The 23,616-nt window shown below is 72.8% G+C and carries 26 protein-coding genes; 9 read left to right on the top strand and 17 right to left on the bottom strand.

From position 1 onward, the window contains the following. Window positions 1–35: 35 nt before the first annotated feature. The gene (locus J2S42_RS04840) at window positions 36–1,220 is read right to left on the bottom strand and encodes a S8 family peptidase (protein WP_307235603.1); all 1,185 of its coding nucleotides are present in this window, start codon (window positions 1,218–1,220) and stop codon (window positions 36–38) included. 235 nt (window positions 1,221–1,455) lie between these two features. Here J2S42_RS04840 and J2S42_RS04835 point away from each other — a divergent pair, with 235 nt between their 5' ends. Together J2S42_RS04835 and J2S42_RS04830 are read left to right on the top strand one after the other, a co-directional pair. Next, window positions 1,456–1,608: a hypothetical protein gene (locus tag J2S42_RS04835; RefSeq protein WP_307235601.1), complete on the top strand. Its 153-nt coding sequence runs from the start codon at window positions 1,456–1,458 to the stop codon at window positions 1,606–1,608. Between the two features lie 12 nt (window positions 1,609–1,620). Next, window positions 1,621–2,076 carry a response regulator transcription factor gene (locus J2S42_RS04830; RefSeq protein ID WP_307235599.1) on the top strand — a complete coding sequence of 152 codons (456 nt, stop codon included), beginning with the start codon at window positions 1,621–1,623 and terminating at the stop codon, window positions 2,074–2,076. A 331-nt stretch (window positions 2,077–2,407) separates the two neighbouring features. Here J2S42_RS04830 and J2S42_RS04825 read toward each other — a convergent pair whose 3' ends face one another. The 3 genes from J2S42_RS04825 to J2S42_RS04815 form a co-directional block, all read right to left on the bottom strand. Further along, entirely contained in the window at window positions 2,408–3,118 is a 711-nt protein-coding gene (locus tag J2S42_RS04825) for an FKBP-type peptidyl-prolyl cis-trans isomerase (RefSeq protein ID WP_307235597.1), read from the bottom strand. Window positions 3,119–3,299: 181 nt separating this feature from the next. After that, window positions 3,300–4,121, bottom strand: a complete 822-nt coding sequence (locus J2S42_RS04820) for a poly-gamma-glutamate hydrolase family protein (protein ID WP_307235595.1) — start codon at window positions 4,119–4,121, stop codon at window positions 3,300–3,302. A gap of 11 nt (window positions 4,122–4,132) precedes the next feature. Further along, window positions 4,133–4,843: a TetR/AcrR family transcriptional regulator gene (locus tag J2S42_RS04815; RefSeq protein WP_307235593.1), complete on the bottom strand. Its 711-nt coding sequence runs from the start codon at window positions 4,841–4,843 to the stop codon at window positions 4,133–4,135. Between the two features lie 58 nt (window positions 4,844–4,901). Between J2S42_RS04815 and J2S42_RS04810 the strand changes: the two genes are divergently transcribed. After that, complete coding sequence (locus tag J2S42_RS04810) at window positions 4,902–6,038, top strand: FAD-dependent oxidoreductase (RefSeq protein ID WP_307235591.1); 1,137 nt, start codon at window positions 4,902–4,904, stop codon at window positions 6,036–6,038. Further along, on the top strand, window positions 6,035–6,232 hold the full coding sequence (locus J2S42_RS04805) for a hypothetical protein (RefSeq protein WP_307235589.1): 198 nt from the start codon (window positions 6,035–6,037) through the stop codon (window positions 6,230–6,232). Before J2S42_RS04810 ends, J2S42_RS04805 begins: the two co-directional genes overlap by 4 nt. Before the next feature lie 132 nt (window positions 6,233–6,364). On the opposite strand, the gene J2S42_RS04800 is transcribed toward J2S42_RS04805, so the two are convergent. Then, window positions 6,365–6,784, bottom strand: coding sequence for a BLUF domain-containing protein (locus J2S42_RS04800; protein ID WP_307235587.1), 420 nt, complete (start codon window positions 6,782–6,784; stop codon window positions 6,365–6,367). Between the two features lie 16 nt (window positions 6,785–6,800). After that, on the bottom strand, window positions 6,801–7,493 hold the full coding sequence (locus tag J2S42_RS04795) for a MerR family transcriptional regulator (RefSeq protein ID WP_307235585.1): 693 nt from the start codon (window positions 7,491–7,493) through the stop codon (window positions 6,801–6,803). Between the two features lie 92 nt (window positions 7,494–7,585). On the opposite strand from J2S42_RS04795, the gene J2S42_RS04790 reads away from it, so the two are divergent. Further along, a complete protein-coding gene (locus J2S42_RS04790; protein WP_307235583.1) occupies window positions 7,586–8,050 on the top strand; it encodes a DUF6194 family protein in 465 nt (154 codons plus the stop codon). A gap of 39 nt (window positions 8,051–8,089) precedes the next feature. On the opposite strand, the gene J2S42_RS04785 is transcribed toward J2S42_RS04790, so the two are convergent. From J2S42_RS04785 to J2S42_RS04770, 4 genes are all read right to left on the bottom strand, one after another. Next, complete coding sequence (locus J2S42_RS04785; RefSeq protein WP_307235581.1) at window positions 8,090–8,704, bottom strand: maleylpyruvate isomerase family mycothiol-dependent enzyme; 615 nt, start codon at window positions 8,702–8,704, stop codon at window positions 8,090–8,092. Between the two features lie 402 nt (window positions 8,705–9,106). Continuing rightward, window positions 9,107–10,111 (bottom strand): LLM class flavin-dependent oxidoreductase, encoded by a 1,005-nt coding sequence (locus J2S42_RS04780; RefSeq protein WP_307235579.1) that lies wholly within the window; start codon window positions 10,109–10,111, stop codon window positions 9,107–9,109. A 12-nt stretch (window positions 10,112–10,123) separates the two neighbouring features. Then, entirely contained in the window at window positions 10,124–10,414 is a 291-nt protein-coding gene (locus J2S42_RS04775) for an ArsR/SmtB family transcription factor (protein ID WP_307235577.1), read from the bottom strand. A 142-nt stretch (window positions 10,415–10,556) separates the two neighbouring features. After that, window positions 10,557–11,177 (bottom strand): hypothetical protein, encoded by a 621-nt coding sequence (locus J2S42_RS04770; RefSeq protein ID WP_307235575.1) that lies wholly within the window; start codon window positions 11,175–11,177, stop codon window positions 10,557–10,559. 52 nt (window positions 11,178–11,229) lie between these two features. On the opposite strand from J2S42_RS04770, the gene J2S42_RS04765 reads away from it, so the two are divergent. Together J2S42_RS04765 and J2S42_RS04760 are read left to right on the top strand one after the other, a co-directional pair. After that, on the top strand, window positions 11,230–11,865 hold the full coding sequence (locus tag J2S42_RS04765) for a TetR/AcrR family transcriptional regulator (RefSeq protein ID WP_307235574.1): 636 nt from the start codon (window positions 11,230–11,232) through the stop codon (window positions 11,863–11,865). A gap of 423 nt (window positions 11,866–12,288) precedes the next feature. After that, window positions 12,289–13,404, top strand: coding sequence for an NADH:flavin oxidoreductase/NADH oxidase (locus J2S42_RS04760; RefSeq protein WP_307235572.1), 1,116 nt, complete (start codon window positions 12,289–12,291; stop codon window positions 13,402–13,404). Between the two features lie 88 nt (window positions 13,405–13,492). Here J2S42_RS04760 and J2S42_RS04755 read toward each other — a convergent pair whose 3' ends face one another. The 6 genes from J2S42_RS04755 to J2S42_RS04730 all read right to left on the bottom strand — a co-directional run bounded on the left by J2S42_RS04755 (window position 13,493) and on the right by J2S42_RS04730 (window position 21,389). Further along, window positions 13,493–14,974, bottom strand: coding sequence for a right-handed parallel beta-helix repeat-containing protein (locus tag J2S42_RS04755; protein WP_307248622.1), 1,482 nt, complete (start codon window positions 14,972–14,974; stop codon window positions 13,493–13,495). Between the two features lie 105 nt (window positions 14,975–15,079). Then, the gene (locus J2S42_RS04750) at window positions 15,080–15,532 is read right to left on the bottom strand and encodes a hypothetical protein (RefSeq protein ID WP_307235570.1); all 453 of its coding nucleotides are present in this window, start codon (window positions 15,530–15,532) and stop codon (window positions 15,080–15,082) included. 215 nt (window positions 15,533–15,747) lie between these two features. Then, window positions 15,748–16,200: a hypothetical protein gene (locus tag J2S42_RS04745; protein ID WP_307235569.1), complete on the bottom strand. Its 453-nt coding sequence runs from the start codon at window positions 16,198–16,200 to the stop codon at window positions 15,748–15,750. Window positions 16,201–16,314: 114 nt separating this feature from the next. Continuing rightward, entirely contained in the window at window positions 16,315–18,879 is a 2,565-nt protein-coding gene (locus tag J2S42_RS04740) for a hypothetical protein (RefSeq protein WP_307235567.1), read from the bottom strand. Window positions 18,880–18,951: 72 nt separating this feature from the next. After that, window positions 18,952–20,985: an alpha-galactosidase gene (locus J2S42_RS04735; RefSeq protein ID WP_307235565.1), complete on the bottom strand. Its 2,034-nt coding sequence runs from the start codon at window positions 20,983–20,985 to the stop codon at window positions 18,952–18,954. 176 nt (window positions 20,986–21,161) lie between these two features. Then, window positions 21,162–21,389, bottom strand: a complete 228-nt coding sequence (locus J2S42_RS04730) for a hypothetical protein (protein ID WP_307235562.1) — start codon at window positions 21,387–21,389, stop codon at window positions 21,162–21,164. 59 nt (window positions 21,390–21,448) lie between these two features. Here J2S42_RS04730 and J2S42_RS04725 point away from each other — a divergent pair, with 59 nt between their 5' ends. Then, complete coding sequence (locus tag J2S42_RS04725; protein ID WP_307235560.1) at window positions 21,449–21,919, top strand: hypothetical protein; 471 nt, start codon at window positions 21,449–21,451, stop codon at window positions 21,917–21,919. A 210-nt stretch (window positions 21,920–22,129) separates the two neighbouring features. Next, complete coding sequence (locus tag J2S42_RS04720; protein ID WP_307248620.1) at window positions 22,130–23,134, top strand: LacI family DNA-binding transcriptional regulator; 1,005 nt, start codon at window positions 22,130–22,132, stop codon at window positions 23,132–23,134. Between the two features lie 74 nt (window positions 23,135–23,208). Here J2S42_RS04720 and J2S42_RS04715 read toward each other — a convergent pair whose 3' ends face one another. Further along, a complete protein-coding gene (locus J2S42_RS04715; protein WP_307235559.1) occupies window positions 23,209–23,613 on the bottom strand; it encodes a YkvA family protein in 405 nt (134 codons plus the stop codon). Between the last annotated feature and the right edge of the window lie 3 nt (window positions 23,614–23,616).

Genomic DNA, 23,616 nt, shown 5'->3' with positions numbered 1-23,616 from the left:
GGAGCCGGGTGCACCGGCTCCCCGGACGGCACCGATCAGAAACCGCCCGTGTAGAGCAGCCGGTTCGGCGATCCCGTTCCCGGGCTGACCACCACGCCGGTCGTCGCCGCCGCGATCACCGCCGTGTTCACCTGCGCCGGTGTCGCGGCCGGGTTCGACGCCAGGTACAGCGCGGCCGCGCCGGCCACGTGCGGTGCGGCCATCGACGTACCGCTGATGGTGCTCGTCGCCGTGTCGTTCGTCGACCACGCGGACGTGATGCTGATGCCCGGCGCGAACAGGTCCACGCACGTGCCGCGGTTCGCCCAGGACGACTTCCGGTCGCTGGAGTCGGTCGCGGACACGGTCAGCGCCTCGGCGACCCGGGCCGGGGACTGGGTGCACGCGTCCAGCGCGATGATGCCGAGAAAACCGTTCCCGGCCGCGATCGCGTAGGTGACGTTCGCCGCGATCGACCGGCGGACCGCGTCGTCGAGCACGGTGTCCGCGCCGCCGCCGAGGCTCATGTTCGCCACCGAGGGACCGTCCGCGTTCGCGGTGACCCAGTCGATGCCGGCCGCCACCTGCGCGGTCGTGCCGCTGCCCTCGCAGTTCAACACGCGCACGGCGACCAGCGACACGCCCTTCGCCACGCCGTACGTGGTGCCGCCGACCGTACCCGCGACGTGTGTGCCGTGGCCGTTGCAGTCGTCCGCGGTGCCGCCGTCGACCGCGTCGAACCCGCTCACCGCGCGCCCGCCGAAGTCACCGTGCGTGGTGCGGATGCCGGTGTCGATGATGTAGGCGGTCACGGTGCTCGCGGTCGTGCCGTAGGTGTAGGACGCGTCCAGCGGGCGGTTGCGCTGGTCGACGCGGTCCAGCCCCCACGACGGCGGGTTGGCCTGGGTGGCCTGCACCGTGTGGATCACGTTCGGCTGCACGTACGCCACGCCGGGCGCGGCCGCGACCCGCCGGGCCTGCGCCGCGGACATCGTCGCCGCGAACCCGTGCAGCGCGTGCTGGTAGGTTTCCCGCACGGTCGCGCCGTGCCGTTTCGCGACGTCCGCCGCGTTCGTCCCGTCCTCCAGGACCACGATGTAGCTGTCCGGGACCACCTCCGCGCCCGGCACCGCGAGGATCGTGCCCTCGACCGGGGCCGCCGCCGACGCACCCGGCAGGCCGAACGTGCCGATCAGCACAGCGAACCCGGCCGCCATCGACAGCCGCACTCGTCTCGCCATCCGAACCTCCCCTCGAAGGCCGAACCGACCGGCTCGGCCGCCCATGCCGGGACGGTAACAATTGCATAGACATAAGGGAATGCGTGGTACGTGTCCGGCCGGCCCGCGGCGACGGCGGTGACCGGTCGCAACCGGACCGCAACCAGGGTGCACCCGGCTCGCCACCGGGCCACGGCTTCATCATCGTGTGCGGCGGATCCCCCTGCCGCTTCGCGGACGGCAGACAGGACGGCGCATGGTGACCGACACGCTTCGCACCCTCGATCCGGTGGCGCTCGACCCCGGCGCGCGGGACCTGGCCGTGGCCACCGCCGCACGCCCCCGCCACGTCCCGCTGCCGCCGCTGCCCGACGGCGACGTCCCCGACCTCGGCATCCAGCGCCGCTAGGAGGCGAGCACCGTGCGCCAGACCACCATGCCGTACCTGACCAGCGCGTTCATCGTCCCCGCCACGCTGCCCGAACCGGCGCCGGCCGACCCGTCCGACGCACCGTGCGTCCTGGTCGCGGACGACGACGAGGACGTCCGCGCGCTCATCGAGTTCACCCTCGAGGCCGCCGGCTACCGGGTACTCACCACCGGCGACGGCCTGTCCGCGCTCAGCCTCGCGGTCCAGCACCGCCCCCAGCTGATCCTGCTGGACGTGGTCATGCCCGGCATGAACGGCCTCGACATCTGCTACGAACTGCGCGCCAAACCCCGCACCACGGACATCCCGGTCCTGATGCTCAGCGGCCGCGACGCCGCCGACGACATCGACCTCGGCATGACCCTCGGCGCCAACTACTACATGACCAAGCCGTTCCGCCCCCAGGAACTCGTCAACCGCGTCCAGCGCTTGCTCTCCATGCCCTGACCCACCGGCCCGGCCCCGCCGGCTCTCCGCGAGAAGCCACATTCACGTGCTGGATTTTCCCGCTCCCGGCGTGGCCGCGATCCGCATGCTCCCGCGGGCCCCGGTCGTCGCTGGCGCTCCTCCCTGCCGGTCCCGGGTCGGTGGCGAAAACCACACGCCAATCGCCCCTGATCGGCACGGCGGCTGCGTGTCGCGGCAGCCTCCCGGCGTGTCGCTCGCCCGGGCCGGGCCCGGGGGAGTGATGAGCCGGGTGGTGTCATCAGTCCGCCGGCGGTGGGTCAGCCGAGCGGCGGCATTTCAGGGTGCTGATGGAGGGCGGTGCGCCGGAGGGTCAGGAGGCGGCGAGCAGGTCGACGACGAAGCGGAGGGCGCCGGCCGGCCGGCCGCCACCGGGGTTGTCGCCGTAGGCCAGGTCGGCCGGGATGTCGAGCTGGACGCGGCTGCCCACGGTCACGCCGGCCAGGCCGCGGTCCCATCCCTGGATGACGTTCCCGGCGCCGAGCTGGAAGGTGAAGGGCTGTGAGCGGCTCCAGGACGAATCGAACTCCGCGCCGTCGGCGTAGGTGACGCCCACGTAGTTCACGTCGACCGTCTGGCCCGCCTGCGCCGCCGCGCCGGTGCCCTTGATCAGCGTGGTCGTCGTGAGTTCGGTGACGGAGCCCGAGCCGGCGGTCACGGCGGGCTTCTGGCCCAGCGCCGGGTCCGCGCCCGCCGGGAGCGGCGGGAACGCGGCATTCGTGGCGGCCGCGGTGGGCGTCGCGGGGGCCTCCGGGCTCGAACTCGTGGCGGCAGGGTCCTGGCCCGCGACGTTACCGATCCACACGATCAGGCCGACGACGAGCGCCAGCACGACCACGGCGGCGCCGGCCACGGTCAGCACCTGCCGTCGCTTCCGCAGCGCCCGGGCGCGGGCCTTGGCGGCCTTGGCCTCGGCTCGCTTCTCGGCCTTCGTCTTGAGCGGCGGTCCCCCGGCGTTCCGGCGTGCCGGTCCCGCGGTACGCCTGGCAGCCGCGCTGTCGCTGTTCGTCACTGAATCGGGCACGGCCCGACGATACGACACCGCATCGACCCCGGCCGAGGCACGCCACACCCCGCGCCGCGTACGTCATCGGGGGTTGTGGTGACCACCCGCGGCACGTGCAGGAAGGAGCGCCAGCGACGACCGGTGCCCGCGGGAGCGTGCGGGAGGTGACCACGCCGGAAGCGGGCAGACAGATCTGTCTTCAGTCCGTCAGCGCCAGCCGGGCCGCGGTGACGAACGCGTCGAACAGCGCCGTGGTGGTGTGCTTGCGGCGGGCGCCGGTGTTCTCGGTGAACATCCGGTCACGCAGTTCCGTGGTCAGCTCCAGCTGGGTGCCGGTGCCGGTGCACGTGCGGTTGGCGATGTTGTCCGGGTCGGTGCCGGCCAGCCCGTCCACCGTGGACGCGTCGACGTGGGTGATGCCGGCGAGGCCGAACCGGTGCCGGAGCTTGGCCTTCAGGTCCAGATCGAGGCCGCCGACCAGGACCGCGGCGGTTCCGGCGGGCTGACCGGCCTGCCCGGCCGTGCAGCCGTGCAGCGAGACGGTGCGGCGCGCACCGCCGGCCAGCGATCGGGCGACCGGGTCGTCGCAGTGGGTCGAGGTGACGTGCAGTTCGGCGTTGCTGCCGCCGGGCGGGCGCAGGCCCTCGAAGAACCAGTGGTCGTAGAGCGGTCCGGACAGCGGCGTGTCGTCCGACGGGCGGTAGCCGGCGATCGCGACGGCCAGCTCGGACGTGCCGGGCTCGATGCCGCCGCCGTGCAGCGCCAGAATCGTGGTGTCCGGGTACGCCGCGGTGCCGCCGTGCGCGGCCGCGTGCCGGCGGTAGCGGCGGGTCCAGTCGACGTGCTCGACCGCGGCCAGCTTTCTCGTAGAGGTCGAGGTTCGACAGCTAGCGGTCGGCCGCCTGCGCGGGGCGAGCGCCGGACGCGACCGCGATCGGTGGCGCGGCCAGCACGCCGAGCGCGGCGAGAACGGTACGGCGGTGCAGCTTGTCCATTGTTCTCCCCCGTCTGGAACCGCCATATGGACGGCCGTCAGGCGATGCCGTCCAGCACCGTGTCCAGGTTGTGACGGAAAGTGTCCGCGGCGTCGAGGTGGGCGCCGTCGATGACGAGCCGCGCGATGGTGGGGTAGCGGCCGGTGTCGAGCATCCGGGTTAGGTAGGGGCCGAGCGCGGTCTGCCAGGCGGCCTCGCCGGTGCCGGTGGCGCGGGTGGTACGCCGTTCGGTGATCTCGCGGCGGAGCGCGCCGGCGACGAACGCGTTGAGCGCGCCGACGGCGCGCTGGAGGTCGTCGAGATCTCGTACGCCCGGAGCCCGGTCCAGCGCGGCCGCGGTCGCCTCGCCGACCGCGAGCGAGTGCGGTCCCAGGTGCGGCCGGGAGCCGAGCAGATCCACGAACCACTCGTGGTCGAGGGCCGCGGTCCGGGTCCGGTGCGCGATGGCGAGCACGGTGTCGCGCCACTCCGGCTGCGGGCCGGCCGTGGCCGGTGATTCCGGCGGGGCCGCCGTGGCGATCTCCGCGTAGACGGCGTCGACCATCAGGTCGAGCAGCTCGGATCGGCCGGCCACGTAGTCGTAGAGGCGCATCGGGCGGACGCCGAGCTCGGTGGCGAGCTTGCGCACGGACAGCCCGTCCAGGCCGTGCGTGTCGGCGAGCCGGATCGCCGCGGCCGCGATCACCGCGCGGCTCAGCGGCACCGGCGCGGCGCGCGGCCGGGGCTCGGGGCGTTCCCAAACCGGCAAACCTTGGCTACCGTACGGCGTGTCCATAGCGATACAGCGTACGGTAACGGAGAACGGGATGCGCATCGCGATCGTCGGTGGCGGCCTCGGCGGCCTGACCCTGGCCCGGATCCTGCACCGGCACGGCATCGACGCGGTGGTCTACGAGCGCGAGGAGAACCGGTCCGCCCGGTCGCAGGGCGGCATGCTCGACCTGCACCCGGAGTCCGGGCAGCACGCGCTGGCCGCCGCCGGTCTCGACGGCCGGTTCCGCGCCGAGGCCCGGCCCGAGGGGGAGGAGCACCGCATCCTCGACCCGGCCGGGCGCACGCTCGTGCACCACGTGCCGCGGCCCGGCACGTTCACCGGGCGTCCCGAGATCGACCGGGGCGTGCTGCGCGACCTGCTGCTCGACTCGCTCCCCGCGGGCACCGTGGTGTGGCGGCACCGGCTCGCCGAGGCCACGACACGCCGCGGCGGAGGCTATGAGCTGACGTTCGACGGCGGCTACCGCGCCGGCTGCGACGTCCTGATCGGCGCGGACGGCGCACGCTCGGTCGTCCGGCCGCTGCTGACCGGCGTGTCGCTGTCCTACGTGTGCACGCTGGTCGAGCTGACGATCACGGACGCCGGCCGGCGCCACCCCGAGATCGCGGACCTGGTCGGCCCCGGGAACCTGTGGTGCGTCGGCACCGACCGGATCCTCGCGGCGCAACGCCTCGGCGACGGCGGCATCCGGGTCGGCATCACGTCCCGCGACCCGGACCTCGGCCGCTGCCGCACCACGCGCGCGCTGCTGGACACGTTCGGCGGCTGGGACGCACGCCTCACCGCGCTGATCGCCGCCGCCGACGACACCCCGGTGACCCGCCGGGTCGAGACCATGCCGATCGGTACGCGGTGGGAGCACCGGCCCGGGATCACGCTCATCGGCGACGCCGCGCACCTGATGCCGCCGGTCGGAGAGGGCGCCAACCAGGCCATGCTGGACGCCGCCGAACTCGCGGCCGCGCTGGCCGCCGACCCCACCGGGGCGATCCCGGCGTACGAGACAGCGATGTTCGCCCGGATCGGCCCGATCGCGGAGATGTCCGGTCGGGTGCAGGCGATGATGCTGTCGCCGACCGCGGCGGACGAGATCGTCCGCTTCTTCGGCGCCGGGGTCGCGCCGGGGTCGCGCCGGGGGTCGCGCCCGGGTGAAACGATGGCGTCATGACGCCAGAGCAGCACGCCACCCGCGCGGAGGAACTCGTCGCCGAGGCCGAGCAGTTGTACGGCGACCTTCGGGTGGACATCGAGAACGCCGACAAGGTCGACCAGGCACTGTGGGGCTATCTCGACACCACGGTTCGCCTCGGTCAGCTCCATGCCACGCTCGCGCTGCGCGGTCCGGACGTTTCCGCGCCGTAGCCGGGTGCGCGGAGCGCCGGCGTGCCGGCCGTCTGGCGAGGTGGCAGGCCGGAAGCGGTGCGTCAAGGTTTGCCTGCCGCGTGCGCGAGCGGTGCGTCGGTAAGTTCGCCTGCCGCGTGCGCAAGCGGTGCGTCAGTAGGTTTGCTGCAGCGTGCGCAGCCGCTGCATCAGCGTGGTGACCTGGTCGGTGCCGAGGCGGTCGGGCGCGAAGCCGTCGGCGGGGAGGACGTCGCCGACCGCCTCGCGGATGCTGGCCGAACCGGTGTCGACCAGGCCCATGGACCAGTCCGGGAAGCTGCGCTGCGGCACGTCGCGCACGGACAGCAGCGAGATGCGGTCGTGCCGCGGATCCTCGGCGATGATCCGGAACGTGCGGGTGACCTGCTCGGCCTCGCCCTCCAGGCACTGCAGGAAGTGCTCCGGGCTGAACAGCAGCACGCCGGTGACGGCGAGCCGGGCGTTGTTCTCCCGGGCCTGGTCGCGGATGTTGAAGATGCTCTCCGCCGGCAGCCGATCCTGGCGGCTCCGGTAGATCAGCTGCGTCATCCCCATCCCGCCAATCTACCGGCTATCCGGGCATATCGGTCGGGGATGCGAGGAGTGCGCTGAGCGCGGCAGCACCGTTCAGCAGCGCCCGGGAACGCGCTGTCAGGCCCGCCTCCCGCGTGTCGAGCGCGGTGCGGGCGTCGGCGTGGCGCAACTCCGGCAGCAGCGTGCGCAGCGTGGCGATCGGGTAGCCGGCGCGACGGAGCTGATCGGTGATCCGCGCGTCGCGGACCGCACCGGGGGAGTAGACCCGGTCCCGGCCGGCGGTGTCCCGGTCCGGCACGACCAGGCCCTCGGCGTGCCAGTGCCGCAGCGCGGAGGTCCGGACGCCGAGCGCGGCGGCCAGTTCGGAGATGGTCATCGCGTCGGCGGCGCGGACGTCCCGGAGCGGCTCGGCGGAGATCGACCGGGCGGCGTCCTGGGCCAGGCGCAGGCTGCGGCGCTCGGCGTCCAGACGGGCATGCGCGGCGTCGAGCAGCGCCAGCATGCCTGCGGGCGACGGATCGTGGGCGGCGCGCACGATCGCCCTGGCCTCGGCCGGTCCGGTGCCGGCGGCCAGCGCGCGGTAGGCGGTCGCGGCCAGCACGTGCCGGCCGGTGTAGCTGCGGTGGCCGGTGGCGGTGCGCGCCGCGGGCGGGAGGACGCCGTCGCGCTCCAGGTTGCGGATCTGCTGCACGGAGTACCCGGAACGCCGGGCCACATCCACCGTACGCATCGCCCGATTATAGACCTGGATGCGTGCCGACCTCGGAGTGGTGATGCGAAAACCTCCACAAGCACTTCAATGACACGCTTGAGGACATGACGATGGACGAGATCATTGCGTACGTGTCCGGCCTCGACCGCGGCGTGCTGGTGCTGCGCCCCCGGGAGGGCGACGGCACGCCGGAACTCGCCTGGGGCGACGCCTTCTTCTACCACTCGCCGGACGGCAGCGTGCCCACCACGATCCAGCCGTTCGCCACGATCGTCACCAAGAACTACCCGGACGACGAGTCCTCGCGCCTGGACCGCCCGGACACGTTCCGGGTGAACGTGCACGTGCCGAAGGAGGACTTCATCCGCCTCACCGGGTACGCACCGCGCGACGCCGGCCAGGTCCGCGCGGACCCGAGCGAGCCGGACACGGTCGTCCCCCACCCGGTGTATGGCACGATGAGCTGGCTGTCGATCGTCAACCCGGGGGCCCGGACCGGGGAGACCGTGCGTGAGCTGCTGCGTACCGCGCACGGGGTGGCCCGGTCACGATACGAGCGCCCCTCGGCGGAGTGACCCGCCGGGCCGGCGCCGGCGCGCTGTGAGGTGTCGTCGTCAGGCGCGGAGACGGCGTGTCAACAGCGGCACGCCGTCTCCGTCCAGCTCGGGGAGGATGACGGTGCGGCCGGTCAGCGCGAGCATCACGGCCTCGCCGGTGCCGCGTACCAGCGGGCCGGATCCCCACGACCATTCGATGTCGTGGGCCTCGAACCGGAGCCCGGCCGGGCGCTGCTTCGGCGTGAAACCGACCGCGCGACCGCCGACGAGGAAGTCCAGCGACACGCGCAGGGCCTCGGGCCGGAGTTCGTGCGGCAGGCCGAGCGGCCGGCGCATGTCCTGCCCGTGCACCTGGAGATCGGTCAGCTGCCCGGGATAGCCGACGATCGGCGGCCGGAACGGGTTGTCCGCGTTATGTCGCAGCAGATCGGCCAACTCGACGGCGTGTCGTTCCGCGACACGCCGAGCGAGACGGTCGTTGGCCCGGTGCACGTTGAATCCGCTGCGGAGTAGCAGGAGCAGCGTGGACACGTCCAGATCGGACACGGCGGCGACGAGATGACCGGCGACCTGCTGCACGGTCCACGACTCACACAAGCTGGGTGTGCGGAGCTGGCCGGGGGACAGCGAGTCGATCAGGTCGGCGATCCCGCGCCGTTCCGCTGCGATCATGCCCCTGACATCCACAGTGGCACGCTACCGTGCCCTCTCCGTCGACGACCGATCCGGTAGCTCGCGGCCGGCGCCGCGCCGGGGCGCCGATCGGGAGATGGAATCGGCGCGGTGGCTTGCGGAGCAGGGGTGGCTCCCCGAGTCGCGGTGGTTTGCGGAGCCGTGGTGGGTCCGCGGAGTCGCAGCCACGCCTGCCGCTGACACCCCGGTTGCGCTCCGGCACGTGATCGCCTCACCGGCCGGGCGCCGCTCAGCCGGCGGCGCCGGTGCGGCGGAATGCCCCCGGGCCGGACGTTTCCGGACCGAGGGCTCGTCAGGACCACAGAGCCGAAGACGCGCGATCAGCCCGCCCCGCGTTGCGGACCGACGCGGTGCGCGTACCCGCTGATGGGTTCGTGAATGTCAGGCGGCCGCGGCCGCGGTCATGGCCGCGCCGGTGAGTTCGACGGACCTGATCCGGGCGGTGATGTCCTCGGCGTGGTGGGCGGTGATCAGCTCGTCGGCGCGGATCGACGTGGCGAACGCCTCCAGGTAGTCGCGCACCTCGTCCGGCGTGCCGACCGCGGTGTAGCGCGTCATCTGCGCGAGCTGCTGGCCGTTCGGCGAGGCGAGGAACGCGTCGATCTCCGCGTCGGTGAAGTTCTGGCCGACCGAGCCGCGGGTGATGAACGCGCGGGTGCGGTTGCGGTAGGCGCGGGTCTTCTGGTCCTCGGCCTCCTCGCGCGTGTCGGCGGCGATCACGTTCACGCCGGCGATCACGTACGGCTCGGTCAGCTGCGCGGACGGCGTGAACGTGTCCCGGTAGACCTGCACGGCCTGGTGCAGCGCGTCCGGCGCGAAGTGCGAGGCGAACGCGTACGGCAGGCCGAGCTGCGCGGCGAGCTGCGCGCCGAACAGCGACGAGCCGAGGATGAACAGTGGCACCTGGCCGTCCGGCTTCGGGTAGGACTGCACGCCGGTGATGCGCGTCCTGCCGGTCAGGTAGCCCTGCAGCTCCAGCACGTCCTGCGGGAACGACTCGGCGGACAGGTGGTCGCGGCGCAGCGCGCGCATGGTGACCTGGTCGCTGCCGGGCGCGCGGCCGAGGCCGAGGTCGATCCGGCCGGGGTAGAGCGTGGCGAGCGTGCCGAACTGCTCCGCGATGACGAGCGGCGAGTGGTTCGGCAGCATGATGCCGCCGGAGCCCAGCTTGATCGACTCGGTGTGCGCGGCCACGTACCCGATCAGCACGCTCGTCGCCGACGACGCGATCGTCGCCATGTTGTGGTGCTCGGCGTACCAGACGCGCTGGTAACCGCTGCGCTCGGCGGCGCGGGCCAGCTCCACGCTGGCCTCGAAGCTGTCGCGCGCGGTCTGGCCGGTCGCGATCGGGGCGAGGTCGAGCAGGGAGAGTGCGGTGGGCATCATGTCGCCTTCCGGTTACAGGTCGTGGTGCAGGCGTGCGGCGAACGCGCGGATGCGTGCCTCGTCGCGGCGGTAGTACGTCCACTGGCCGCGGCGGGTGGCCTGCAGGAATCCGGCGCGCTGGAGGACGGCGAGGTGCGCGGAGACGGTCGAGGCCGAGCACCCGGCGCGTTGCTGGATCAGGCCCACGCAGACACCGAGCGGCTCGTCGCCGGCACCGTGCGCGAAGTGCGCGCCCGGGTCCTTCAGCCACTCCAGGATGCTCAGGCGGGTCTCGTTCGCCAGGGCCTTGCACTCGTCCAGCACCCGTACCGTCCTTCGGTATTTCGCTAAGTTCCGAAATTACGTCACGGACGGTGGTCGCGTCACCGTGACGCTCCTTACCTCGTCAGCCCATGAAAAAAAAACCAGCCACGCCGGTACGTACGGCATGGCTGGATCTCGGTTTTCAAGCCTTGACGGGGTCGGGCAGGAACGTGCGGGCGTACGCGACCAGTTCCTCGGGCGTGTCGGTGTGGAAGCGCAGCTCGGTGACGTCCTCCTCGCGGCCCTTCGGCAGGTCCAGCGTGATCGGCTCGCGGAAGACGACGTCGATCGCGGTGAGGCTGCTCATCGCGATGCTGACCACGTCCTTGTCGCGCTGCACCGTGTCGCTCTCGGTCAGGTAGCGGCTCTGTGCCCGTACCGTCGCGACGGTGTGCCACGGCAGCGCCAGATCGAGCGTGTGTGAGTTGCGGACGCGCAGCCCGGACGGGCCGACGAGGTGACGGTGGGTGACCAGGTTCGCGGCCAGGCCGATCATCCAGAGCAGGCCCCAGGTGCCGAGGATCAGCGCGACGATCCGCAGCCAGCCCCAGTCCGGCAGGAAATGGTTCAGAGCCAGGTCGACCGCGACGATGTCGATGGCGGAGACCACGATGAACACGCCGAGGACCGGTGCGACCGGCCGCACGTATCCGAAGCTCTTGGCGCCCGCTTCCATCGGGATCGGCCGGCGGAACGTCAGTCGGTAGAGGCTCACCCAGAGGGCGATCTCCCACCGGACGGCCTTCTTGAGCAGCTCGATCATCTCGCCCCCTCCTTTTTGCATTGCAGTTGTAATGTAAAAGGCGTCGCGCGCCATGTCAATACGACTGCAATGTGAAAACATGGGTCGCGTGCCGAAGAAGGTCGACCACCGGGAACGCCGCCAGCTGATCGTCGACGCACTGATGCGGGTCGCCGCGACCGGCGGCCTCGAAGCCATCAGCCTGCGACATGTCGCCGCCGAGGCCGGCGTCACCACCGGCATGGTGCAGCACTACTTCGCGACCAAGGACGACATGATGCGGTTCGCGCTGAACGGCATCATCGAGCGCACGACCGCCCGGATCGAGGCGGCGATGGCCCGGCTGTCGCAGCCGCCCGGACCGGCCGACCTGGTCCGCACGCTGCTCACCACGCTGTTGCCGCTCGATGACGAGCGGCGCGCGGACGGGAAGGTGGGCCTGGCGTTCCTCGCGTACTCGGCGGTCGAGCCGGGTGCCGCCGACCTCCTGCGGGACAACACGCGGCAGATGGCCGGTTTCATGGCCGACCAGGTACGTGCGGCGCAGGCAGCGGGCGCGGCCCCGGCGCATCTCGACGCGGACGCCGCCGGAGCGGGGTTGCTGGCGGCGATGGAAGGGCTGTCGATCTACGTGCTCGGTGGTTACTATGACGGCGAGACCGCGGTACGTGCGTTGCACGCGCATCTGGGCCTGATCTTCACGGGCTGAAGGGGCGGGAGTCTCGCGGGTTCCGGTGATGGTGTCGTCCGGGACTCGGCGGCCACGCACTCGTCGGCGCCGCGTCGCGCCTGGCCCGCTGTGCAGACATTGCCTGTCGTGCTCCGGGCGGACAGTGCGGTGTCCCGCGCGAATGATGCTGTGCCTCGTTCGGCGCCATGCCCACGCGGACATTGCCGCGCCCACACGCAGATTGCCGCCCCCACGCGGGCGGCGCCGCAGCCACGCGGGCAGCACGGGGCTCGTTCGAATGGATTGTCGGCATCGGCGCGTCCGCGGTGAGCGTGACGCCAGTTACCACGCGTTGGCAACTATGCGCGTGTGCATCTAATCTGACGAACCGATATACCTCATTCGGGCCGGTCACCAGCCGGGCAGGCCCGAACTCCACCTGCTTCGGGGAGCGTGGCCGCCGTGACCAGTCGACTGTTCCAGCCCATCACCCTGCCCACCGCCGACGGCGCGGGCCTGCGCATCCGTAACCGCGCGTTCGTCGCCCCGATGTGCCAGTACGCGATCGACGCCGAGGACGGCGTACCCACTGATTGGCATCTGGTCCACCTGGGGTCGTTCGCGTCCGGCGGTTTCGGTCTGGTCGTCACGGAGGCCACCGCGGTGGAGGCACGGGGCCGCATCTCCCCGCGTGACGTCGGCCTGCACGACGACGCCCAGCAGGCCGCGCACGCCCGGATCGTCGAATTCGTCCACGCGCAGGGCGCGGCGGCCGGCGTGCAGCTCGCGCACGCCGGCGGCAAGGCCTCGACCTATCCGTCCCTGCCCGGCATGCCCACCGCCACCGTCCCCGCCGCCGAGCGCGGCTGGCCCACGGTCAGCGCCGCCGACGGCCCGGTCCTGCCCGGTCTGGACGCCGCGACCGGCCTGGACGAGGCCGGGATCGCCACCGTGATCGCCGCGTTCGCCGAGTCCGCCCGCCGCGCGGACGAAGCCGGCTACGACGTCCTGCAGATCCACGCCGCGCACGGATATCTGATCCACCAGTTCCTGTCGCCGCTGACCAACACCCGCACCGACGGGTACGGCGGCGACGAGTACGGCCGTACCCGCCTGGCGCGCGAGGTCGTCGCCGCGGTCCGCAAGGTCTGGCCGGCGCACAAGCCGCTGGGGATCCGGATCAGCGCGACCGACTGGGTCCCGGGAGGCTGGGACGTCGAAGCCTCCGCCCGCCTGGTCCGCACGCTCGCCGATGAGGCCGCCCTGACCTGGGTCGACGTGTCGAGCGGCGGCCTCGGCCGGGCCGCTGACATCCCGGTCGGCCCTGGCTACCAGGTCCCGCAGGCGGCCCGCCTCACCGACGCGCTGGCCGGCACCGACGTCGTCGTCAGCGCCGTCGGCCTGATCGACCACGCCGCGCAGGCCGAGACGATCGTCGCCACCGGCCAGGCCCACGCCGTCTCCATCGGCCGCGCCGCGCTCCGCAACCCCCACTGGGCCGCCCAGGCCGCGGCCGACCTGGCCGTCCCGGCCGCCGACCTCCCGCACGCCCCGCAGTACTGGCGCGCTCGCTGGTAGCCGCCAGGCACGTCCGCAGTGGGGCTCTCGCGGTGCGGCCCGTTCGCGGTGATGTGACCGCGGCGAGGCGTGCGGTGAGCTGCAGCGGTCAGGTGATCGAGTTGTAGACCGGGATGAAGCCCAGCGACTTCCCGTCCGCGTCGAAGATCTCCACCTTGCGGATCACGGTGCCCGGCCGGGACGCGGTGGCGCTGTTGCCGACCCCGAGGCCGCCCGCCGCGAGCATCTTGCCGGTGGCCCTGATCGCACCGGTCGCCTTGATCGTGCCGACCGTGGAGATCTCGGCGTCGCCGGTCCGCTGCATGACGACCGTGTCCGCGGGCGCGTACCAGTCGTAGGCCGCCTCCACGTTGTTCCACGCGATGGTGACGTTCTTCGTGCCCGGCACCACCGTGCCGTCGGGCAGCGTCTCGACCGGCTTGACCCAGATCGCCGCCCGGTACGGGTCGTCCTGACGGCAGTGATTGCCGACCACGACCGCGTGCTCGGTACCTCGGTTGATCGCGATGCAGGTCGACTCGCGCTTGTTGTGCACCCGGTTACCGGTGATCGTGACGTCCAGGGCGTACAGGATGTTGATGTTGCCCAGGTTGTCCAGCAGCGTGTTCCCGGTGATCGTCACGCCGTACGCGCGCAGCTTGTCCTTCTCCGGCACGACGTCGTCGGCACTTTCCAGATGCTTGCGCTGCCCGTCGATCTCGATGCCGCGCAGCACGCATCCGGTCACCGTGTTGTCGGCGACGACCAGGTTCCGCACCGACTGGGTGTAGACGCCGGACTGGCCGCAGTCGGTGATCGTGTTCCCGGAGACCACGGTCCGGTCCGAGCCGGCCAGCACGTTGATGCCGTCGTAGTAGTCGGAGGTGCTCTGCCACGGACCCCGCTTGGCCTCGTCGGTGGACCACCAATCCATCGCCACGTGATTGCCGATGATGCGGATGTCGCGCCCGTTGACCGAGATGCCCTGCCGCGTGCCCTCGACGACACAGCCGGTGATCAGTACGTCGTCGGAGACGGCCGGCGAGCCGTCCGGCGCCGGCGGGTTGTCGAAGACCGAGATGCCGGTGAATCGCACGTCCATCACCCGGACGCCGCGGATCACGCACCGGTGGGCCTTCGCCAGCAGCAGGCCGTTGTAGACCTGGGTGCGGTCGGTGTCCCGGATCGTCAGATCCTCGATGGTGATCTCGCGGACGTCGGTCAGCCGCAGCACCGTGCTGATGTGCGCCGCGGTCGGCTTCGCACCGGTGAGCGCCAGCGTCGCCCCGTTGCCGGCGATGGTGGCGTTCGCGTACCCGGCGAGGCTGATCTCGCCGGTGACGCGGAAGACCCGTCCCGCCGGGAAGGAGACGCTCTTCTGCGGCACCGAGGCCTTGGCCGCGTCCAGCGCCGCCTGGATCCTTGCGGTGTCGTCGGTGACCCCGTCGCCGGCCGCGCCGTGGTCGAGGACCGAGATCCACCCGTCGTCGCCCGGCGCCGCCTGCACCGCGGTCGGTGCCATCGCCACGGCACCGACCGCCGCTGCGCCGCCGGTCATCGCGACGCGCAGTGCGTTTCGTCTGTTCACCATGTCCGTCACGCGGCACACAGTAACGAGGAGCAGTGATTGCCTGCGGCCCCGGTCGCGCAGGCCCGGTACGGGTGCGTGGTCCGGCGGTGCGGGAGCGGTGCGCTGTCATGGGCGGCGGAGGCCGAGGGTGCGGACCGGCCGGGCCGCCTCGGTGACCAGCCGGGAGCGTCCGCCGCGGGCGGCGACCGCTGCCACCTCCGGCAGCGTGGCGGTGGACCGGGACGCCGAGGCCGCGGACGCGGCGAGCGCCAGCAGGTCCGGTGTCCCGGGGGCGGCCGGCGTCACCGCCAGCACGGCGGGGATCAACGCCCTGGCCGCGTCCCACACCTGCGGTGAGGTCCCGGCGTGCGTCGCCTCGGCGAGGGCGGCGATCACGCGAGTCAGCACGAGCGAACCGGTGCGCAACAGCGCGGCCAGTTCGCGGCCGACCAGGCCGCTGTCGATGTCGGGCCGGCTGGACAGGATCAGGAACGCGTCGACGGGCGCGACGGGCGGCGGGCCGAACCGCGGTCTGGCCGTGCGCCAGGCACAGCGCGGTTGCCGGCCCGAACGGGCCACCGGAGCGGGCCGCCGGAGCGGGCCGCCGGGCCGGGCCGCCGGACCGGGCCAGCACCGGTAGCACGGCACAGGCGTCGCTGCGCTGGTCGGCGATCGCGGCCGCGAGGTGCGGCTGCACCGAGTGGTGGCACTCCCTGGTCGCCTCCGTGGCGGCGCCGATCGGCAACGCCGCTACCGGCCGCCGGATTTACCTCATTGAGTCGTTCGTTCGAACCTCAGGTCTCCAGTGACAGCCACGGCTTGAGCGCGGTGATCAGATCTTCATGACGCGGTGCTCTCACAGCGTCGCCCGCTTCGATCGCCGCCCGGCGCCAGCTGTACGCACCCTGAAGATGCTTCCACGCCCGGTTCGTCGCCTCCTCGGGGAACACGATCGCGATCTCCAGATAGGACTCGAAGGCCGCCGCCCACCGATCCTCGCGCCGGTCATCCGCCAGTCGTCGCTGCTCCGGCGCATCACCCTCACGCACCGCGGCCCGCGTCGAGTCCAAGGCCTGATTGAGCAGCGTCAGGAACCGGTGCAGCGTCGCCCGCCGTTCATTCCACAGCGTGTGATGCACCTCAAGGCGTCGCTGCCGCCTGGTCAACCACGTGTTCCACGCCTGCGTCAGCACCACACCCGCCAGCGCCGCCGCAGCGGGAATGAGCAATGTCAGCCACTGGGCCATGACCAGAGTCTGTTCCCGTCACGCAAGCCCTCACCCACCCGATACCTTGCGCCGGTTCGCTCGCTCCCGGAGAGACCGCGAGAAGTCCCCGGCCGGCGCTGCCCGCGTCGGATGTCACCGGCGGCTCATCCGGAGCACACGCCGCAGCCGGCTGGCCTCCGTGACCAGCCGGGACCGTCCGCCCCGGGCCGCGACCGCCGACACCTCCGGCGGCGGCGCGGTGGCCTGGCCTGCGGGCGCCACAGACGCCGCCAGTGCCAGCAGGTCCGCCGCGCCCGCGACGACGGGCGTCACCGTTAGCACGGCCGGGATGAGCGCACAGGCCACGTCCCAGACCTGGGCTCCCGCTCCGGCACGCGCGGTTTCGGCGAGCGCGGCCACCACCCGGGTGAGCACGATCTCGCCGCACGAGAACAGCGCGGCGAGTTCCCGGCCGACCAGGGCGCCGTCGAGCTCACGGCGGGCGGCGAGGGCCAGGAACGCATCGACCGCGGCGACCCGGTCGGACACCCGCGCCGCGGTCAGTCCGTGAGCCAGGCACAGCGCGGTCGCCGGGCCGAACGGCCCGCCCGACTGCGCCAGCACCGGCAGCACGTAGCCCACGTCGATACGTCGGTCGGTGATCGTGTCGGCGAGGTATGGCCTTAGGTGGGCCGCGATGACCTCGCGGTGCCCGGGCAGCACCATCGGCCATGCGCCCAACCCGGGCCGGCTCACCCCGGCCGGGCGCTCCTCGGTGACCTCGAGCAGGCCCGCCGGCAGGCTCAGCCCGCCGGCCGGGATCGACGCGATCTCGGCCGTCCGGCGCTGACCTTCGGGAGTGCACCAGCAGTCCGGCCCGTGCGTGCACGGCTGCCGCATGACGACCACCGGATCGGGCAGACCGCCCTTGCGCAGCCAGTCCGCGAACGCGCGCCCGGCTGGCGTGGTCAGCCGCCCGGCCGCGGCGGTGATCGAGGCGTCGACGGTACGGGGCAGCCGCAGCAGTGCCTGGGACAGGTCGTACGGCCGCGGTGCCCACCCGGACCGCTCGGCCGACTCCAGCAGCGCGAGCACCCGCGCCGGATCGACGTGCCCGTCGACCGTGGCCGGCGTGGCGAGCAGACCGGGCGGCGCTGTGTACGGGATCGCCCGGCCCAGCTCGTCGACCCGCTCGGCCAGCATCGCGGACGGCGGCGCCACCGGCCCGAACGGGCCCGGACCGGGCTTCACCCAGTGCCCGTCAACGATCGCGCACACCAGGCGGGCCACCGCCGAGCCGGCCCGCGGGCCGACGACCGGGCGCAGCGCCGAGGCCAGCGCCTTCCGGTCCTCGGCGGCGAACCGCACCAGCCCGTCGAGCAGCAGCTCCAGCAGCACCGGGTCGCTCCACTCCCGCCCGGGCCGGACCAGCACCGCCGCGGCGGCGGCCACCTCGGCCACCGACCCGAGCGGCGCCGGCATCGCCGCGACCGGCGGCACCGGCGGCAGCGCGACCGGCTCGACCGGGGCCGTGGCCCGGCCGAGCACCGCGTTCACCTGGCGGCACAGGTCGCCGTCGAGGGTCTCGGCCGCGGCGGCGAGCAGCTCACGCCCGGCCTCGCCGATCGCCGGCAGGTGCTTCACGGCGACCGCCAGCGCACGCTCCGCCAGGTCGGGTGCGGGACTGGCGAGCCCGCTGACCAGCGCAGCGTACACCTCTGGGTCCGGTTTGCGGGCCAGCGTCGCATTCAGCCAGGCCAGCTGTGCGCGGAACAGCTTCTTCTCGGTACGGGCCAGCGCCGCGAACCCGGCCTCGGCGACCGCGCCGCTGGTCAGCCGCCCGGCGTCGTCGAGCGCCCGCAGCGTCTCCAGCCCGATGCCCGCGACCGTGCTGTACGGGCTGGACAGCAGCCCGGCGTACTCCGTGGCGTGCCGGGCCGTCTCGTCGAGCGTCGGCGCCAGCAGCCGGTGCATCGTCACGAACGGCCGCAGCGCGCCCAGCCGGTCGCCCTGGCCGAGCCGCATCAGGCAGTCGGCCAGCAGCACCGCCCGGTCGCACCCGCCGATCTCGCAGAGCCGAGTCAGCGCGCCCGGCCCGGACCCGTCCAGCTCGCCGCCGACGCGCGGGATCGAGAACACGTGCGGCAGCATCAGCGGCGTCCACGGGTCCGCGTCCAGCCGCTCGACGTCCAGCCCGGTCTCCCGCAGCCAGCCGCGGACCGTCGCCTCGGTCGGCACGGGCGTCTGACCGGTCGCGCGCAGCAGCGCGCTGATGATCGGCCACTGCGCGTCGACCTGGGCGGGCCGCAGCCGCCCGGCCAGCCCGCGCGCGACCGCCGCGGCGGACGGCCGGCCGGGTGCGCTGAGCACCCGCACGATCGCATCCGCCGTCCCGGCCGGCATCGGGTCGGGGAACCGGGCCGAGCGCAGCCAGGACACGATGGCCGCGGCCCGGGGCAGGCAGGCGGCGCCGGCGACCCGGAGCGCGGCCTGCCGGTACGGCCGGCGCACCTCGTCCTCCCGCCATCGTCGCCGACGCTCCTCGTGCGACAGGGCGTCGTCGAACACGTCGTGTGGCCGGCGTAGCAGCTCGTGCTGCCGCAGCTGGCCGGCGAGCGCGCGCCGCTCCGTCTCGTCCGCGGCCAGCAGCGCGTTCGTCAGCGGGACGAGGCTTCCCTCGTCCAGCCAGGACGCGAGCTCATTGAAGGCGATCGGCATGGCGGGGACCGTACTCCGGAGGTCCGACAAGATGCCGGTGGCGAGCTCGCCCCGCCACCGGCATCTGCGAATTCAGGCAGCCGACACCTCGAACAGCGCGGCCTGCTGCGGCTTGAGCAGCGGCATCGCGAGTCCGACCTCGGACAGTACCCGGCCGGGCAGCGTCACCGAGCCGGACGCCAGCCACGGCGGCGGCGCGTCCTGGGTGACCGCGCCGGTCAGCAGCGGGCGCACCGTGTAGAGCCGGTTCTGGTCCAGGCCGGGGATCCGCAGCGGGGCCGGCAGCGCGGCCTGCGGCGCGTCCAGCGTCACGTAGGCGACGATCGCGCTGCGCCGGTCCTGCGCGACCACACCGTGCACCAGCTGGGCCGGGTCGGCGGTGTCGGCGCGGACCACCCGGCCGGTGTGCAGCAGTTCGCGCAGCCGCTTGTGCAACGCGATCCACTCAGCGATCGCGTCGCGCTCCCCGGGCGTGGCGTGCAGCAGGTTCCACTCGATGCCGGCGCTGCCGAACAGCGCGGTGGCCTGCCGGAACGCGAGATCAGTGGTGCGCCCGGTGATGTGCGCGGCCTTGTCGCCGAGGTGCCCGCCCAGATACTCCGGGGGTACGAGCACCGACGTCCACCGCTGGATGCTCTGCCGGTCGAGCGGGTCGTTGGTGTCGGACGTCCAGAACCGGTCGACCAGCTCCAGGATGCCCAGGTCGACCCGCCCGCCGCCGGACGCGCAACTCTCGATCTCCACGTCCGGATGTGCCACGCGCAGCTCACGCAGCAGCCGGTAGAGCGCGGTGGTCTGCGCGTGCGCCACGCCCGGGGTGAGCACGTCCCGGTTGTGGTCCCACTTCAGGAACGCGATCGGGTACTCGTTGAGCAGCGCGTTCAGCCGCTCCAGCACGTACCCGTACGCCCCGGGACGGGAGAGGTCGAGAACGCGCTGGAAGCGCCAGGTGGGCCCGCCGGAAGCGCCGAGCACCCAGTCCGGGTGCGCGGCGGCGAGCTGCGAGGACGGGCTGACCATCTCCGGCTCGACCCACAGGCCGAAGTCCATGCCGGCGTCGTGCACCCGTTTGATCAACGGGTGCAGGCCGGACGGCCACACCTCGGCGTCGACGAACCAGTCGCCGAGTGCGCGCCGGTCGTCGCGCCGCCCGGTGAACCACCCGTCGTCGAGCACGAACCGTTCCACGCCGACCGCACCGGCCGCGTCCGCGAGCGCGCCGAGCGTGTCGAGGTCCTGGGCGAAGTAGACCGCCTCCCACGTGTTCAGCACGACCGGGCGCGGCCGGTGCAGCTCGGAGCGGCCGCGGATCCACGGGTGCAACCGGTCGGAGAGCCCATCCAGCCCGCGGTCCGACCAGACCGCGACCAGCCACGGCGTGCAGTACTCGTCGCCCGGCGCCAGCGTCACCTCGCCCGCGCCGAGCAGTTCACCGGCGCCGAGCACGGCCGGGCCGAGCGCGGACCGGGCTGCCCAGACGCGCTTGTCGCCGCTCCACGCCAGGTGCGCGGCCCACACCTCGCCACCGCGGAACCCGAACCCGGGTACGCCCGCAACCAGCAGGAACGCGTCGTCGTGGCCGGGCCGGCCGTGCCGGGACTCGCGCATCCACGCGCCCTGCCGCAGCTCACCGCGCTGTGGCCGCCGCTCGTGCGCCCACAGCCCGGAGAAGTCCAGCACCTCCCGCGCCCGGTCCGGCACCGGCAGCTGCAGGTCCAGCGCGGTCAGCACGAAGTCCGACGTACCGCGGTTGACCACTGTGTGGCGCATCCGCAACACGCCCTCCTCGGACAGCTCGAGGCGGGTGGTGATCGCCAGCGGCCCGTCCGCGGTGACGCTTATCCAGCCCGCGCCGGCGTCGGTGGACCAGTCGCGGAACGAGACCGGCGATCGGTCGGTGAAGAAGCCGTCGAGACCGGGACGTTCGCTCCAGCCGTCCGTGAACGACGGCAGCAGCGGCAGCCACAACGGTACGTCGATGCTGCTCGGCGGCACCGCGGGCACCGACGCGTCGGCGATCGCGGCGAGCGCCGGAGCGGGGAGGTCGCCGAGGTCGGCACCCCAGTGGACGACGGCGGGCGGTCGTGCGTCGCGGGCGTCCAGCACGAGGCTGACGCCCGCGGCGCGAAGCTGGTGGATCAGGGCATTACTCCTTGACGGGAATGGACTGCGATTTCAGGGTGTCGATGGTCTAGAGCTGCGCGTCGGCCGGCGTGCCGCCCCGGAGACGGCGTTCTTGAAGCCGTCCGAGGCGTCGGCGTACGTCGAGGTCATCGTCGGCCCTAGAGAGAACCCGGGGTGACCTGCGTGGCCGCCTGCGCGAAGACCGCGTGGACCCGCTGGCCGCCGTAGAACTCGACGCCTTGTGCGTAGACCGGCAGGCTCGCGCCGGTCCTCGTCGCCGGGTACGGGTTGGCCTTCTCCGCCAGCAGCATGAGCGCCTCCTCGCTGGTGTTCAGCCACAGCGCGAACCGCGCGGCCTCGTCCGGGTGCGCCGTGCCCGTGAACACGGCTGTGGACGACCCACCTCAGTTGCCGGTGACGGTGCCGCCCCGCTGACCACTGTGGCATGGGAGCCACCGCCCAGCGGCCGGCTGTGCCCGGCACGCCGGAGGAGATCGAGTTCGCGCCCCAGACCGCGGACACCCAGCTCCAGACGCTGCCGGAGTGGTACGCGCTGTCCCACTCGGTGGTCCACGGCGGCACGGTGGAGACCAGGTCCCGGTCGAGCGGCCGCTGCCGGTTGCCGGCGACCCTGGTCGTCTCCGGGCCGGTCAGGTCGACGGTCCAGGTGCCGCCGTCGGTGCCGAACGGGCGTGCCCCGGCCCGCCAGGACAGGCCGGCGAACTGGTTGATGCCGCTCTGCGAGAAGGTCGCGATGTACCCACCGGCTGCCTGCACCTTCTCCGCCGCCGCGGCGTACGGAGAGGACACGCCGGTACTGCACCAGCCCGCCGAAGACCTCGCGCGCCGGGCCGAACGTGCCGGTGCGCTCGACCGTGAACAGCGACTGCCCCACGTCGTACCCGATGGGCAGTAGGTAGAAGAGCGCGAACGACACGCCGAACGGTGCGATGAAGAAGACGATCGCGGCCCGGTGCCTGGTCACGTCTGCGCCTCCCTCGGTGTGTGCACGTGCACACGCATCCGCCGTACGGCGTACGCGTGTCGGGTGTGTGAACGTGCACACAGTGTCACGCGGCTGATCGAGGGTCAAGACCACGTCGCTAGGCTGTGCCGCGTGGCACGGATGCAACCGCAGAAACGCGCCACGGTGCACGACGTGGCCGCCGCGGCCGGCGTCTCCCGCGGCACCGTGAGCCGGGTACTCAACGGCGGATACGTCTCCGCGCAGTCCCGCGCCGCCATCGAGGCCGCGATCGCCGACGTCGGCTACGTACCGAACACGGCCGCACGCAACCTGGTCCGGCGCCGCACGCAGGCCGTCGGCTTCCTCACGCTCGAACCGCACTCACTGCTGCTCGAGGATCCGAACATTGGCGCGATCATGCTCGGCGCGAACGAGGAACTGTCGATCGCCGACCACCAGATGGTCAGCCTCGTCGTCGACTCGGCCCGCGACACCGAACGCGTCGCCCGCTACCTCAGCGGCGGCTTCGTCGACGGCGCCATCGTGGTCTCCGCCCGCACCCATGACCCGATCACCCGCGTGATCGCCGCGCTCGGCCTGCCCGCCACGTTCGTCGGCCACCCGCCCGACCTGGCCCGCGACACGCCGTGGGTCGGCATCGACAACGCCGGCTCCGCCCGCGAGGTGGTCACCCGGCTCGCGGCCGGCGGCCGGCGGCGGATCGGCATGATCGCGGCGGCGCTGGACCGCGACTCCGGCGCCGACCGCCTGGCCGGCTTCCGGGCCGCGCTCAGCGACCGCTTCGACCCGGCGCTGGTCGCGGAGGTACCGCTCTACGACTACGCGTCCGGTGTGAAGGGCATGCGCGAACTGCTGACCCGCGAACCCGCGATCGACGGCGTGTTCGCCGCCTCCGACGCGATCGCAGCCGGTGCACTCGAGGCGCTGCGCGACGCCGGCCGGGCCGTACCCGGGGAAGTGGGCCTGGTGGGTTTCGACGACAGCTCATGGGCGCTGCGGGCACAGCCGTCACTGTCCACGGTCCACCAGCCGGCGCGCGAGGTCGGCGCGGTCGCGGCGGATCTCGTGCTTCGCCAGATTCGTGGGGAGCATCCTCAGCCGGTCGTCCTCCCGTCCCCGGTCGTCTGGCGCGATTCCGCCTGACCGGCGGCCACCGCCACCATCGGTGCGTGCGGTGTGACGACCCCGGAAGCGGCCGGGTGCGCGGTGCGGCCGCCTCAGCGGCTGAGGCCGGTGAGGCGGCTGAGCGCGGCGAAGCCGTCGTCGGTGCCGGGCCAGTGCCGGCGGACCGCTTCCAGGCCGGCCTGCCGGACCACGGAGCGCAGGACCGCGATGACGATGATCACGTCGTCGGCGTAGCCGAGGACCGGGATGAAGTCGGGGATCAGATCGAAAGGCAGGGCCAGGTAGGCGAGGAGGAGGCCGAGCCTGAGCCGGACACCGCGCGGCAGTTCCCGGTCGGCGGCCAGGTGCCGCAGCAGCCGTAGTAGATCGGGCAGGAGCCGCAGCGCCTCCGTGAGCCGGGCCCGGTCCGGCTTGGCGATCAGCAACGTGATCAGCAGGCCGATCCAGGCCAGCAGCAGTGCCGCGGTGACGCTCGCCAGCGGCTGCCACCATTCCATGTG

The sequence above is a fragment of the Catenuloplanes indicus genome (assembly GCF_030813715.1).
Classification (GTDB): Bacteria; Actinomycetota; Actinomycetes; order Mycobacteriales; family Micromonosporaceae; genus Catenuloplanes; species Catenuloplanes indicus.
Note: the sequence above shows the minus strand (reverse complement) of the source record. Positions and strands in the feature narration are given on the sequence as shown.